This window comes from Paenibacillus sp. P3E, from assembly GCF_001909045.1.
In the GTDB taxonomy this organism is placed as follows: domain Bacteria; phylum Bacillota; class Bacilli; order Paenibacillales; family Paenibacillaceae; genus Paenibacillus_AQ; species Paenibacillus_AQ helianthi.
In genome coordinates, this window is record NZ_LVWH01000092.1 from 85,237 (window position 1) to 99,745 (window position 14,509).

Below are 14,509 nucleotides of genomic sequence, written 5' to 3' on the forward strand. Positions count from 1 at the left end.
TGGCAAGATTAGAGGTAAATGTACCTTTGAAATCGCCGCGAACGGGCCATATGGCGGAAAGAGTTAAATTACCACGCGGTATGTACCCGTTGGGTGATTTTCTTATCATGTGTAATTAGACCGGGTGGTCGGTCTTGTGCGGAATATATTAATAACTAACGGGAACACCGAAGATATGAACATTGTGTTCTGGGAATACGGAGGTTACTTCAAATGAAATTATTACTTAGAAACCGGGGCGCGATGCTGCTCCTGATGCTGAATATATTCCTGGCCTTTACAGGGATTGGTCTGGTTGTTCCAATTATGCCTACTTACATGAATGAGCTGCACATTGGAGGCAGTGTAGTTGGATTGCTGGTGGCCGCCTTCTCACTGACCCAGCTAATTCTCTCTCCTTGGGCCGGCGGATTGTCCGATAGAGTGGGGCGCAAAAAAATCATTGTCTGCGGATTGGTTGTCTTTGCAGTGTCGGAGCTGTTGTTTGGTCTTGCCGAATCAAGTTGGCTGCTGTTTGTGTCGAGAATGCTGGGAGGTGCCGGAGCAGCCCTGATTATGCCTGCGGTCATGGCCTATGTAGCGGATACGACCTCTATGGAGGAACGGGCTAAAGGCATGGGACTGATTAATGCTGCCATTACTACCGGGTTTATCATTGGACCGGGTCTGGGGGGCTATCTGGCTGAGCTTGGCATTCGTGTGCCTTTCTTCGCGGCTGCGGGTGCTGCAGCATTCGTTGGCGTGGTGACCTTCTTTGTACTGCCGGAGTCCCGTTCGCGGGAGCAGCTTGCCGCAGCCGGGTCCAAGGAGGGGAGTAAAGACCGCCTTATCTCCCAACTGGTGCGTTCCTACCGGGAACCCTACTTTTTCGGCTTGCTGATCGTTTTCGTGCTTTCCTTCGGGCTTGCTAATTATGAGACGGTATTCGGATTGTTTGTGGATCACAAATTTGGGTTCACGCCCAAGGATATCGCCTTTGTCCTGACCTTTGGCTCGATTTCGGGAGCTGTGATTCAGGTTACGGCGTTCAGCTGGATTTTGAACCGTTTTGGCGAAAATAAGGTCATTTCGGCCTCTCTGCTTGCAGCTGGCTTATTTATCCTTTTGACCTTATTTGTAAAGGGCTATTGGGCGATCGTCGCTGTGACCTTCATTGTGTTTCTTGCCATGGATATTCTGCGTCCTGCTGTCGGCACACAGCTCTCCAAAATGGCCGTGGAATCACAGCAGGGCTTCGTGATGGGCATGAATTCTGCCTATACAAGTCTCGGGAATATTGCCGGACCTATTGTCGCAGGCGTCCTGTTTGACCTGGATATTAACTTTCCATACGCTGTGGCTGCGCTTGTACTCGTGCTCTGTTTTGTGCTGTCGCTCGGTTCACGAAAACGGATGAGCCGCCCCGGCCGGCAAGTGAAGTAATGGTCTGCTGCTGCTCCCGGATTTTGGCGCGGAGCTAATCTGTGATACTATTTCAGGTAGAGATCATATGAACACAGACCGTGTACGGAAAGAGGGATTTCATTGACAGTGGATACAAATCAAGGGGGTCTGGCGGCTGAAGAAGCGCTTGCCCGTCAAGAGCAGGAAACGATCACACAGGCGATTGCCAAGGAGCTTGGCATCAGTGTGAAGCAGGTGCGGACGACGGTAGGGCTGCTGGATGAGGGGAATACGATTCCTTTTATCGCCCGCTACCGTAAGGAAATGACCGGCGAGCTGGACGAGAACGTGCTGCGTGATATTGAAGAGCGGCTGGGCTATCTGCGCAATCTGGGGGACCGCAAGAAGGATGTACTCCGCAGCATCGAGGAGCAGGGTAAGCTGACACCGGAGCTGCATCAGCAGATTATGAAGGCGGTCAAGCTGCAGGAAGTGGAGGATTTGTACCGTCCGTTCAAGCAGAAGCGCAAGACAAGAGCAAGTGTGGCTAAGGAAAAAGGGCTGGAACCGCTGGCAGACTGGGTCATGGAGCAACGCCGTCAGGGCAACCCGCTGGAGGAAGCCGCGAAATATATAGATGTGGACAAAGGTGTGGAAAGCGCCGAGCTGGCGCTTCAAGGTGCGATGGACATCATCGCGGAGAACATTGCCGACGATCCCGCGATCCGTTCCTGGGTCCGCCAGTATACAGCCAGCCAAGGTGTGCTGGTCTCGGAAGCGAAGGATGCAGAGCAGGAGAGCGTCTACGAGAATTACTATAATTACCGTGAACCGGTACATAAAATGCCGCCGCACCGCATTCTCGCCATCAACCGCGGCGAGCGGGAGAACGTGCTGAAAGTCGGCATCGAGGTGACTGCCGACAAGATTCATGCTTTTATCCAGCGGAAGCTGATTAAGGGGCCGTCCCCGGTCAAAGACCTGCTGGAAGCCGTGACCGAGGACGCCTACAAGCGGCTGATTGCACCTTCCGTGGAGCGCGAGGTGCGCGGGGAGATGACGGAAAAAGGTGAAACGCAAGCGATTTCCATCTTCTCCGGAAATCTGCGCAGCCTGCTGCTGCAGCCGCCGGTGAAGGGTCGAAGCGTTCTTGGCGTCGACCCGGCCTACCGCACCGGCTGCAAGCTGGCCGTGGTGGACGACACCGGCAAGCTGCTGGAGGTGGCGGTCACCTATCCAACGCCGCCGAACAACAAGAAGAAAGAGGCGGCGGCGAAGTTCAAAGAGCTGATTGCCAAATATGGCATACAGCTCATAGTGATTGGCAACGGCACCGGCTCGCGGGAGACGGAGCAGTTCACCGCCGAGGTCATCGCAGAGATCGGCGATCCTGGGCTGGCGTACCTCATTGTCAATGAGGCCGGAGCCAGTGTGTATTCTGCCTCCAAGCTGGCGCAGGAGGAGTTCCCTGATCTGGATGTGGCGGAGCGCAGCGCCGCCTCCATCGCCCGCCGCGTGCAGGACCCGCTCGCGGAGCTGGTGAAGATCGATCCGAAGGCGATCGGTGTCGGGCAGTACCAGCATGACGTTTCCCAGAAGCATCTGGAGGAGAGTCTTAAGGGTGTTGTAGAATCGGCGGTTAACCACGTCGGTGTTGACGTGAACACGGCCTCCGCTTCCCTGCTGTCCTATGTCGCCGGGGTCAATGCGACCATTGCCAAGAATATTGTGAAGTTCCGCGAGGAGAACGGCAAGTTCACCACGCGCAAGCAGCTGCAGAAGGTCCCGCGCCTGGGGGCCAAATCCTACGAGCAGTGCATCGGTTTCCTGCGCATTCCCGGCGGCGACAACACGCTGGACCGGACGCCTATCCACCCGGAATCCTATCCGGTGGTGGACCGTCTGTTCCGGGAGCTGGGGCTGGATGTATCCTCGCTCGGCAGCAAGGAAGTCGCCTCACAGCTTGAGGCACAGGATGCCGCTGAGCTGGCCGTGAAGCTGGAAGTCGGCGTGCCTACACTGCGTGACATCCTGGAAAGCCTGCAGCGTCCGGGCCGCGATCCGCGTGAGGAGCTGCCGCTGCCGATCTTCCGCACGGATGTGCTGAAGATCGAGGACCTGGTTCCCGGTATGGAGATGCAGGGAACGGTACGCAACGTAATTGATTTCGGCGCCTTTGTCGATATCGGCATCAAGAACGACGGGCTGGTGCATATTTCCCAGCTAAGCGGGAGCTTTGTGAAGCATCCGATGGACGTGGTCTCCGTGGGAGACAACGTTACCGTATGGGTGATGGGTGTCGACCTGAAGAAAGGCCGTGTCAGCCTGACTATGCGCCCGCCGCGTGATAATGCCGGAGGCGCGAAGTAAAATATTAAGCCAGCCATCTGCATCGGAAGTCGAAGCAGATGGCTTTTTTGTTGTAGAGGAAATTATACTGTGAAAAAAACGGTGGATCACTCCGATTGAAAAGTGAGAGGGATAAACGTGAAGAAACAGACCGGAGGAAACGAAATAGAATAAACAACCAAGTCGATAAAGTGATTCAATATTATTTTTGATGGCCCTAAGAGGAAATACCTCTGATCCCGCCGTAAACGGGCTAGCCGGCAAAATGAGAGGTAGGAATACCCTTGATTGGGGAGCAATGCCGTTACCCGCGGCAATGAGATGCTGGATTCACCCGTTAGGGGAGTGGGTTCCTTGTCAAAACGGAGGCGTTCCTTCGGGAACTACTACAATAATATAAGCTGCACATTGTAACTCTTATTGGCTTAAGGTACTGAATAGTACTGAATAGATATATTCATTTATTAGCTAGCCGCACTATTTTCCATCATGATATTATTTGGAATAATATAGGAAAAGGTGGAGACGTTATTGAATGAACTCGTGATTCGGAATTTTAAGCAGGAGGACATGCCGGGACTGGGTGAATTTTATCAGGCGGTGACCGCAGGTGATCCTGTGATTTTTTGGTGGGTAGGCGAAGAAGAGAACTATTCGAATGTGTTTTGCGCTTTTGAAGGACAACAGATGGTCGCCAAAGGGCAGGTTGCCGTATTCAATATCATTGCACCTGAATGTGAGACGGAGAGCAAGCACAAGATTTTCCTTAATCTGAAGGCTTTCCCGGGTAGGGAAGAGGATGTGGAACTGCTGAATTCTGTGTATAAGCGCCTGCTGGCTCGGGCCCGTGAGATCAAAGCGACGCTGCCGGACAGTCATGGAACTATACTGTGTGTGGGGAACTACTTGGCGGAAGAGAGCTACCACCGTTATTTTCAGCAGCAGCAGGGGTATCAGTATTTACACAGCTTATATAGTCTGAAACGTGACTTGAATGAGCCTGTTGCGGAGCTGCCGCTCCCTGAAAGTGTGGACTTCATACAATGGCATATGGAGACCCCTGAGGAGCAGGAACAGTATATGCAGCTGGAAGCTGAAGTGTGGCCGGATGCTCCAATTGGAGCAAAACGGCTTGGCGAATATCGCAGTCATCCGCTGTGGACCACCATCATTGCACGCGAAGCAGGAACGATTGTTGGCAGTGTAATGGTCTGGCAAGAAGACGAGGGTGGCGTTGTTGAGGATGTGTTTGTCAGGGAGACCTGGAGAAGACGCGGTATAGCCCGATTTTTATTGAGCGAAGCCTTGATATATTTGCAGGGGCATGGGCTTGAAACCGCCTCACTAGTTACCGGAACGGACAACCATTCCGCCCAGGCTCTTTATCATTCTGTTGGTTTTCACACGGAGAGCGAAGAAACCAGATATTACATAGAGCTATAAGGGTCACCGGCTGGCAGCAGCATATAGCGCGATATATTTCACTATGGATCAGAACCTCCTGTAATCACAGCTATTGACTGTGACTTACAAGAGGTTTTCTTTTGGTCAACTGCACAATACATTCGTCCGATCATCAATATTTTTTTATATAGGGCAGCCTGTACTTGTAAGCGGTATACAAAGTGCGATGGGTACAATACTTCGCGTGCTTGCTGGTGGGGTGCTGGCAGGGGGGATGATGGAATCTGGGGCGGCAGAAATGATAGCGCAGGCCATCGTGAAAAAATTTGGCGGCAGCAAGGCCATTCTTGCTCTTGCCTTGGCGACGATGATCATTACAGCGGCGGGTGTATTTATACCTGTAGCTGAACTGATAGTGGCACCGATTGCTTTGTCGGTAGGGAACATCCTCTCGCCCAATCCCAATACGATTGCCGCTGCACGGGGGTTCGGCCTGGATCTGAGCCATGTGCTGCTGGCTGGCTTCATTCCGGCAGTCTGCGGCCTGATCGTAACCGTTATTGTAGCATCGCTTCTGAAAAATAAAGGTGTAAAGGTGCTGGATGAGGAAGCAGTGTACAACGAAGCAGACAACTCCAAATATCCGCCTCTTCGCAAGGCTATCGTGGCACCGCTCGTTGCGGTCATCCTGCTGATGATCAATCCTATCGGTTCGATTACGGGTATTGACGTGCTGTCCAGCATTAAGGTTGCTGCGCTGTACATTCTGCCGATTGCCGGAATCATTGGTCTGCTGGCCATGGGCCAGGGGACCGAATTCTGGTGTACACCTCCTCCGGTCTGAATAAAATGACAGCGACGGTGCTGATCCTGATCGGTGCCGGCGGGATTGCCGGACTGATTGCCGCTTCCGACTTGTCCGTCCAGATCGTCAGCCTGATTCAGACGGCGGGTATGTGGCAAAGTTATTATACGTTTCTTTTTAAAAGGCACAGATTTTAATATATGGCATGAGGTGAGGATATGGGAGAGAAAGAGAAAACATTTGTACTGGCACCGGACTCCTTCAAAGAGAGCATGAGCGCCAAGGAAGTATGTGTGGCAATGGAAAAGGGGCTCCGGAAGATCTATCCGGCTGCTCATTACATTCATGTGCCGATGGCTGACGGCGGGGAAGGTACCGTACAGTCACTGGTCGATGCTTCGGGCGGGGAAATCCATTATAAAGAGGTCACTGGACCTCTCGGCCAGAAGGTTATCGCCCAATATGGAATTCTTGGCGGAGGACAGACTGCGGCGATTGAAATGGCCTCCGCGAGTGGTATACATCTGGTGTCGCAGGAAACCCGGAATCCTATGATCACCACTACTTACGGTACCGGGGAGTTGATCCGGGAGTGTCTGGACCGGGGCATCCGCAAAATCATTGTCGGCATCGGAGGCAGTGCGACGAATGACGGCGGTACAGGCATGGCTGAGGCGCTCGGGGCCAGATTCCTGGATGAGTCAGGAGCAGAGCTTCCCCGCGGGGGCGGCAGTCTGGGAAGACTGGCAAGTATAGATATTACAGCGCTGGACGAACGCTTGCAGCACGTACAATTGATTGTAGCGTGTGATGTGACGAATCCGCTTTGCGGGGAGCAGGGCGCTTCCCGGGTATTTGGCCCGCAAAAGGGAGCTGACCCGGAGAGGGTACAGAAGCTGGACGCAAATCTGGCCCATTATGCTGCGCTTGTGAAGCGGCAGCTTCACAAGGATGTATGTGATCTGCCGGGAGCAGGTGCTGCCGGAGGATTGGGGGCGGGGCTGATGATCTTTACCCAAGCGGTACTCCAAAAGGGGATCGAAATTGTTATAGAATATACCGGTTTGAAGGACAAGCTGGCGGGTGCCGATATTGTGTTCACAGGGGAAGGCGGCATTGACTTCCAGACGAAGTTTGGAAAGACACCCTACGGTGTCGCCCGCACTGCCAAAGCCAGAGGCATACAAGTCATTGCTATTGCCGGTTACATTGGCGAAGGCATTGAGTCCCTGTATGAGTAGGGTTTTACCGCGATCTTCGGCATTGTTCCCGGGGCCAGCGGGCTGGAGAAGCTTCTGGCCGCGGGGCCGCAGAACGTAGAGCGGACCTGTGAGAATATTGCGAGAATTCTGAAACTAAGCGAATAGCATAAGCAGAGGCTCTGGAGAATTTATTTTCTTCAGGGAAAGTATAGCTGACTTTTTCTGCATTTGTCAGGGGCACTTGATCATACGGACAGACCTGCCACTTGCAACATAATCCATCTGCGTACGTCTTAATAAAAAGAAGGGGAATAACATTAGGAGGGATTTCATGAATACTATGAAAATAGTTGGGCGTTCAGCGCTGGCCGCTGTTCTGCTGGTTCTAGCAGGGTGCAATGCAGCGCCTGAAGCCGAGCCGAAAGCTACACTGGCACCGGAGCAGACTCAGGTGTCCCCATCGCCGACTGCATCACCGACCGTATCGCCGACCGCATCACCGACCGTATCGCCGACCGCATCACCGCTCCCTTCGGAACCGGCAGAAAGTCAGCAGCCACAGGCTTCAGCTGCTCCGGAGGAAGGAATGCCGCCAACCGCTGAGGAAGCAGCCACTACGGTACTAAGAGCATTAAAGGCAGGCGATATGGAGACCCTTGCGTCCTGGGCACACCCGGACAAAGGTGTCCGTTTCTCACCTTACGCTTATGTCGATACAGCAACTGATCTGGTATTTACCCGGGATAAGCTGAAGGGTCTGATGAAGGACCCCAAGCCGTATGTATGGCGTGAATTCGCCGGGTCCGGGGAGATTATGAAGCTGACCTTCGCGGAATACTTCAAGCGGTTTGTATATGACGCCGACTTCCTGAATGATGCCAAAACCGCGCTCAACAAAGGGTTGGGGCAGGGAACGACACTGAATAATATTAACGAAGTTTATCCTAAGGATAAATACGACTTCGTCGAATATTACATTGCCGGCGTTGATCCGGCAAATGAAGGGATGGACTGGCGCAGCCTGCGCCTGGTCTTCGAGAAGATCGGAGAGGATCACGCGCTGGTAGGCATTGTCCATGATCAATGGACACCCTGACGTGAAGAAGGCAGAATACGTCTGTGAAAAAGTAGGGAATTATACCAGCTCATCGGAAGTAAGCCCGCAGGAATAATTCCTGACGAGTGTAATATAAAAAGTCCGCATTTCCCTGATGAAGGGAATGCGGACTTTTGAAGTTTATTCAGCCTACTGCTGTTGAGCCGGTGAACCGGGCATATGTTCTGAGTAACAGCTTACCTTGCGCTGGAGCCGGAGGAGAAAGGATTAGCGGTCAGCGACTGGGCAGTTGCAGTATAGCCTTCCGGCAGATAGGTTACTGCAGTGCCCTTCGAGATAACCATCGGGTACATTCTGCCTGGTGCCGGTTTGGTGATGCTGAAATAGATGACAGCCGTTTTGTCCTTGCCGAATTCAATCCGGTTAATGGTCAGCCCATACCCAGGGTTGGGCAGATCGCTCACGGTTATCGTGGCCTTGTTCACGCCATCACCGGCTTTTTCCAGGGTTACCGAGCCTTCATCCATCATCTGGGAAGGAGCCGCAGTACCGTCATCCGGAGCAATTACCGTTCGGGCAAACTCAGCAGCGTCATAGATCCAGACAGCGGCTTCCGAACGGGTCACGGCATCATTGGGACGGAAAGTATTGTTCTTATCTAATGTCACCAGATGGGTATTCACCAGAATCTGCAGGCTATTCATTTCTGCATTAGACAGCTTGCCGCCATCTGAGATATCGGCATACATCATTGTGACGGGGAAATTCCCTTTGCTCTGCAAAGCCTGAGTCAGCAAATGGGCGAACTGGATGCGGGTCATCGCGGCGTTCGGATCAACCGTGGGGTCCAGGGTTAGGCCGTTTTGCTTCGCAATCAGAAAAGCTGAGGCATACCAAGCCTTATCTTTTACTTTGTCAAAGTAAGTACTAGCCGTAACTGTACTGCTGCCGGTTTGCGGGGACAACTGCAGGCCATTTACGATAAACTGGATGCCTTGGGCAAAGGTAACCTTCGATTTTGGCGCAAATCTGTCCGTTGTCACTCCATTCACAACTCCTTTGTGATGCAGTGCGTTGATTTTGGACTCAGCGGGATCACCTTTTAAATCGGAAAAAGCAAAAGCAGATGCTCCAAAAGACACGCTTGCCGCCAGGATGCCGCACGCAATAGTCATTTTTTTCGCGCTCATCTGGAAAGTTTGTTTGTTCATTATGCCTCACCTCTTATCCTCTTAGATGGCAGAAATGCGAGAAATGTTGCAGGCACACTCCAAATAAATGAAATTCATCCTCCTGATCTGCCGTAGCGTGGATCTTACTTTCTCCCAATCAATCACTTTTACCGATATGATCTCCAGGTATTGCATCTTCAATGATTGCTAGCATGCTTCAGTAACTAATACCCTATGCCTCCGGTATGAACCAGCCTGTTGAATCGAAAGTGGACCCGCCGGTTCAGGATTGAACAAAAGCGCCACTTCGCTGTACACTTAGGAATGATAGCGCTATATCAGAGGAACTTGAGAATGGAGAACATAGATGATTCAGCAGCAGGGGATCGAACGGATTAATGTGGGGATTTTTGCCCATGTCGATGCGGGGAAGACAACAACTACGGAGCATATGCTCTATGAGAGCGGCCGCATTAAGGCGGTGGGGAGTGTAGATAGCGGAACAGCTGTAACCGATTCCATGGAGGTAGAGCGCCAGCGGGGGATTTCCGTGCGTGCAGCCTTGGCGTCGTTCGAATGGCGGGGTGTGCAGGTGAATCTGGTCGACACACCGGGGCATGTCGATTTCCTGTCCGAGGTGGAGCGAAGCCTGCGGGTGATGGACTGTGCAGTGCTTATTCTGTCTGCGGTTGAAGGCGTACAGGCCCAGAGCGAGATGATCTGGAATGCGCTGCGCAAGCTGGGGATTCCGACGCTGATTTTCATGAACAAAATGGACCGGGTTGGCGCAGATCCCGAAGCTGTGCTGGCCCAGGCGCGAACGTATCTATCCGGTGATATCCTTCCGGTTCAGCAGGCTCTCGGTCAAGAGCAGGATTATGCCGGAGCCGTGGACTTATGGGCAGAAGGGGCCGACCCTGCGCGGACGGAGCTGCTGGAAGCACTGGCTGAGCGGGACGAGGCGTTGCTGGAGGTATATATGTCGGGTGCTCCGCTTGCTATGGCAGATTGGAAAAAACAGCTGATCGCCAAAACAGCCTCGGGTACGATGTTCCCGCTCGTCTACGGTGTAGCTGCCAAAGGTCTTGGCATTACGCAGCTGCTGGACGCGATGACCGATTATTTTCCTCGTGCCGGGGGAAATCCGGAATTGCCGGTGTCCGGCATTGTGTACAACATTCAGCGTGACAAAAGCATGGGCCGGATGGCCTTCGTCCGTCTCTACCAAGGCACCATCCGCAACCGGGACACAGTGATGAATTACTCGCAGGAGGTTCAGGGAAAGGTAACGCAGATCCGTAAGGTGGAGGGCGGACGGACGGAGGATGTCGGTACGCTGGAGGCCGGGGATATCGCCGTAGTCTACGGGCTGACCGGGGTCAGAATCGGCGATGTGCTGGGTCTCCCGGATGTTATTCCGCAGGAAGCGAAGCTGGCGGTACCGCTGCTGACGGTGCGGGTGCACTGGGAGGCCGATATAGATGAGCATCAAGTCATCGGGGCATTTCAGGAGCTGGCTGATGAAGATCCGCTGCTCGATACCCAGTGGCTGCAGGATGAGCGGGAGCTGCACATCAAGGTTATGGGTCCGATTCAACTGGAAATTCTGGACAGTGTGCTGGAAAGCCGTTACGGCCTGAAGGTCACCTTCGGCCAGCCGTCCGTCATCTACAAGGAAACTCCAAGCCAGGCGGGTGAAGGTTATGTCGCCTACCTGATGCCGAAGCCGTGCTGGGCTATCCTGCGGTTCAAGATTGAACCGGGGCCGCCGGGCAGCGGTCTTCAATATGAATCGCTTGTCCGCAGCTCCGATCTGCTGCCGCAGTATCAGAATGAAACGGCCCGCCGTGTCCCGGAGGCGCTGATGCAGGGACTCTACGGCTGGGAGGTTACCGACCTGAAGGTGACGCTGACCGAGGGGCAGCATCATGTGTGGCATACCCATCCGCTGGATTTTGCGGTGGCAACGCCCATGGCTATTATGGATGGGCTGAACCGGACCGGCACCAGGCTGCTGGAACCGATTCTCCAGGTCCGCATCGTCGTTCCCGAAGAGAACGGCGGCCGCGTCATGAACGATCTCGTGCAGATGCGCGGCACGTTTGAGCCTCCGGTTCTCCAGGGTGAGCGGATGATTATCGAAGGACGGCTGCCGCTGGCAACGTCGCTCGAATATCCCGTCAGCCTAAGCTCCTACACGAAGGGGCGGAGTACGTTCACTTCTTTTTTTGCCGGCTACGAGGAATGCCCCCCGGATGTTAGGGCCGAGCGCACCCGCCGGGGCGTGAACCCGCTTGACCAGGCCAGATATATTCTGAGCGTGCGCAAAGCACTGCAAGGGTAGAGGCGGAGGTTGCCCCTGGTGCATGGTAATCTGTACAAAGAATCTGTAATGACGGCTTAGTCTTACGGATTCTTTTTTTGAAAAGCACGCTGGAATGATCTTCGGAATTCATCTATATAATGGGTTACCTGAACAAGCGGAGGGGTACAGATGATCATTTGGGCAACACTTTTTGCGATAGCAGCTGGTGTAGTTTTATCGATATTTCTTGGGTCTTACGGTATTCTAGTGCTGCTCGCAGTCGCTTTTGGCATGGTGACGAGCACGTATGTCAGGACCAAAGAGATTCATTCGGATCTCCAAATCATCAAGGAAAAGCTCGGAATCACGGATGAAGGTGAAACGGGCCTGAGCAATGAAGAGATAGAGGCGGAGCTGGAGCGTGAACTTTTGAAAGATCATTGAAAAACGGTAAGTTAAGGGATAGAAAGTGTAGTAATTAGCAAAAAGGTCTGCGTACTCGATGAGAAATGGCGTACAATAGACGATGTATAGTTAATTTTGAAAATGAATGCGTAGCCTGTGGTGCGAATGTATAGTACCCATGAAATCCCCGGGTCCTTCGCACCAGATTTATTACATTATTTGCATGATTTATGGATGAGTTTAGCGATTAATTTAAGAGTTAAGTGATTTTTAGGCTTTATTAATGTTTTTTTATCCCTTTTTTAGGCGAAAATCGCTGTCGCTCCTCACGTGGGAGCGTGGATTGAAATACAGTGCGTGATGAAAAGATTGTGTTGATCACCTGCGTCGCTCCTCACGTAGGAGCGTGGATTGAAATGTAATTACTAAGTCGTCAAAAAGAATTCTTTGTATCGTCGCTCCTCACGTAGGAGCGTGGATTGAAATATCCTCTTTTTGTTGCTTGTCAACTATGGTATTTAGTCGCTCCTCACGTAGGAGCGTGGATTGAAATTGCGCCTTAACGAGATCGTCCGCGAGCGCTATAGACGTCGCTCCTCACGTAGGAGCGTGGATTGAAATATACGCAAGTTAACGTCAATTAAGCGGCTGCCTGGTCGCTCCTCACGTAGGAGCGTGGATTGAAATAAAACCGTCTAACCAGCACCGTCACAGACGAGCTAGTCGCTCCTCACGTAGGAGCGTGGATTGAAATGAAAATGTAGACAACGGAAATGGACAGATGGAACGTCGCTCCTCACGTAGGAGTGTGGATTGAAATAATACGGCAGCGAGTACATAGCATAAAATCGACGTCGCTCCTCACGTAGGAGCGTGGATTGAAATCTTCCTGCTCATAAAGTATTTTGCATCTGCAATACTGTCGCTCCTCACGTAGGAGCGTGGATTGAAATATATCCATGCTCATCGTTTATCTCTCCTTATAGGGGTCGCTCCTCACGTAGGAGCGTGGATTGAAATATGCTGATGCTCAACCCAAATGTATGCTTTGCATGGTCGCTCCTCACGTAGGAGCGTGGATTGAAATCGACATGGGTTGTCACACGCTGCGGAAAACATTCGTCGCTCCTCACGTAGGAGCGTGGATTGAAATCAAACAGCCTGCTGAGTCGCCGGGAAGGTCAGTCGTCGCTCCTCACGTAGGAGCGTGGATTGAAATGAATTCAGTCTGATCTTTAGGATTTACAGTCTTGTCGCTCCTCACGTAGGAGCGTGGATTGAAATCTTCCGGTCCGTGGGGTTAGGACTGGTGAAGCATGTCGCTCCTCACGTAGGAGCGTGGATTGAAATTCAAGGCGCAGAAACAGAACGTGGATCAGCTAAGGTCGCTCCTCACGTAGGAGCGTGGATTGAAATCAGTGAGGCCCGAGCCAATCGAAATAACCAAAGTAATGTCGCTCCTCACGTAGGAGCGTGGATTGAAATATAGGAGGGATTCGAGTGGCAGAAGCAAAAACAGTCGCCCTCACGTAGGAGCGTGGATTGAAATCTACCACTCTACTGTATTAGATGCAGAGGGCTTAATGTCGCTCCTCACGTAGGAGCGTGGATTGAAATCATGCAGACCTGCGTGTTAGTGTTGGGTGCTACCAGTCGCTCCTCACGTAGGAGCATAGATTGAAATTGAAGGCGACTACAACCGCAACGGGTACAACTACGTCGCTCCTCGCGTAGGAGCGTGGATTGAAATTTACCGGATACGCCGGCCTTCTCTCCGTAGTATTGTCGCTCCTCACGTAGGAGCGTGGATTGACATCAGTTAACGGTATCTCCAGTACCAGTATCGTCGCTCCTCATGTTGGAGCGTGGGTTGAACATTAAATAAAACCAGTATATATGTAAACCCCAAAACCCCAAAACGGTTAAAAGCCCACAACTTACTGATAAGGTGTGGGCTTTTAGACGTTTTGTTGGCTTTGCCGAAATTTGTAAAGTAATGTTCAGAAGTGTTTCAAAAAATGTCGTATTTTTCCATGAGGGGATGATATGATGAGGGAAATAGAGTTTCTAAAATGTAAAGTTATGCGTCCCATAACAAATAAGCTGTCGTTTGAATCAGTTGATTATAAAGGAGCCATTCCTGTAATGAATTAATTTGAGGTTTGAATGAAAAAAGCGCCAGCTGTATACTGGGAAACGTTCCGTCCAGAGAACAAATTCCAGCGCAGGAGGCACTCAACATGAAGTATAAACAATCGAAGAAACAGAATCAACGGATTATGAGAATTTCCGACAAGACCCTTGTCGTAGGCGCAGACATCGCTAAGGAAACCCATGTGGCCCGAGCCATTGACTTTCGGGGAATTGAACTGGGGAAAGATTGTGTATTCTCCAATACACGAACAGGTCTGGAGCAACTGGTACAGT

At 52.1% G+C, this 14,509-nt stretch carries 7 protein-coding genes, 3 pseudogenes and 1 CRISPR repeat array; of the genes and pseudogenes, 9 read left to right on the plus strand and 1 reads right to left on the minus strand.

From position 1 onward, the window contains the following. The first annotated feature begins 213 nt into the window (after positions 1-213). The 6 genes and pseudogenes from A3842_RS09355 to A3842_RS09380 all read left to right on the plus strand — a co-directional run bounded on the left by A3842_RS09355 (position 214) and on the right by A3842_RS09380 (position 8,239). Positions 214-1,422, plus strand: a complete 1,209-nt coding sequence (locus A3842_RS09355) for an MFS transporter (protein WP_074083227.1) — start codon at positions 214-216, stop codon at positions 1,420-1,422. A gap of 129 nt (positions 1,423-1,551) precedes the next feature. Further along, positions 1,552-3,753: a Tex family protein gene (locus A3842_RS09360; RefSeq protein ID WP_178382321.1), complete on the plus strand. Its 2,202-nt coding sequence runs from the start codon at positions 1,552-1,554 to the stop codon at positions 3,751-3,753. 510 nt (positions 3,754-4,263) lie between these two features. Further along, positions 4,264-5,175: a GNAT family N-acetyltransferase gene (locus tag A3842_RS09365; RefSeq protein ID WP_256701624.1), complete on the plus strand. Its 912-nt coding sequence runs from the start codon at positions 4,264-4,266 to the stop codon at positions 5,173-5,175. Between the two features lie 160 nt (positions 5,176-5,335). Continuing rightward, positions 5,336-6,093, plus strand: a pseudogene (locus A3842_RS09370) (GntT/GntP/DsdX family permease); the annotation flags it as partial. A 66-nt stretch (positions 6,094-6,159) separates the two neighbouring features. Next, a pseudogene (locus A3842_RS09375) lies at positions 6,160-7,308 on the plus strand (glycerate kinase family protein). A 166-nt stretch (positions 7,309-7,474) separates the two neighbouring features. Continuing rightward, complete coding sequence (locus tag A3842_RS09380) at positions 7,475-8,239, plus strand: hypothetical protein (protein ID WP_074101166.1); 765 nt, start codon at positions 7,475-7,477, stop codon at positions 8,237-8,239. Positions 8,240-8,436: 197 nt separating this feature from the next. Here the strand turns inward: A3842_RS09380 and A3842_RS09385 are convergent, their stop codons facing one another. After that, positions 8,437-9,411, minus strand: coding sequence for an S-layer homology domain-containing protein (locus A3842_RS09385; RefSeq protein ID WP_074101167.1), 975 nt, complete (start codon positions 9,409-9,411; stop codon positions 8,437-8,439). 328 nt (positions 9,412-9,739) lie between these two features. On the opposite strand from A3842_RS09385, the gene A3842_RS09390 reads away from it, so the two are divergent. The 3 genes and pseudogenes from A3842_RS09390 to A3842_RS09400 form a co-directional block, all read left to right on the plus strand. Then, positions 9,740-11,716: a GTP-binding protein gene (locus A3842_RS09390; protein WP_074101168.1), complete on the plus strand. Its 1,977-nt coding sequence runs from the start codon at positions 9,740-9,742 to the stop codon at positions 11,714-11,716. A gap of 150 nt (positions 11,717-11,866) precedes the next feature. Continuing rightward, entirely contained in the window at positions 11,867-12,121 is a 255-nt protein-coding gene (locus tag A3842_RS09395) for a hypothetical protein (protein WP_074101169.1), read from the plus strand. 279 nt (positions 12,122-12,400) lie between these two features. Next, a CRISPR array of direct repeats spans positions 12,401-13,959; the repeat unit is 32 nt; unit sequence GTCGCTCCTCACGTAGGAGCGTGGATTGAAAT. Positions 13,960-14,322: 363 nt separating this feature from the next. Then, positions 14,323-14,509, plus strand: a pseudogene (locus tag A3842_RS09400) (IS110 family transposase); the annotation flags it as partial.

Bases quoted from the DNA above. Each gene is read 5' to 3' on its own strand.
- A3842_RS09355 (WP_074083227.1), top strand. From the start codon at position 214: ATGAAATTATTACTTAGAAACCGGGGCGCGATGCTGCTCCTGATGCTG.
- A3842_RS09380 (WP_074101166.1), top strand. From the start codon at position 7,475: ATGAATACTATGAAAATAGTTGGGCGTTCAGCGCTGGCCGCTGTTCTG.
- A3842_RS09385 (WP_074101167.1), bottom strand. From the start codon at position 9,411: ATGAACAAACAAACTTTCCAGATGAGCGCGAAAAAAATGACTATTGCG.
- A3842_RS09390 (WP_074101168.1), top strand. From the start codon at position 9,740: ATGATTCAGCAGCAGGGGATCGAACGGATTAATGTGGGGATTTTTGCC.
- A3842_RS09395 (WP_074101169.1), top strand. From the start codon at position 11,867: ATGATCATTTGGGCAACACTTTTTGCGATAGCAGCTGGTGTAGTTTTA.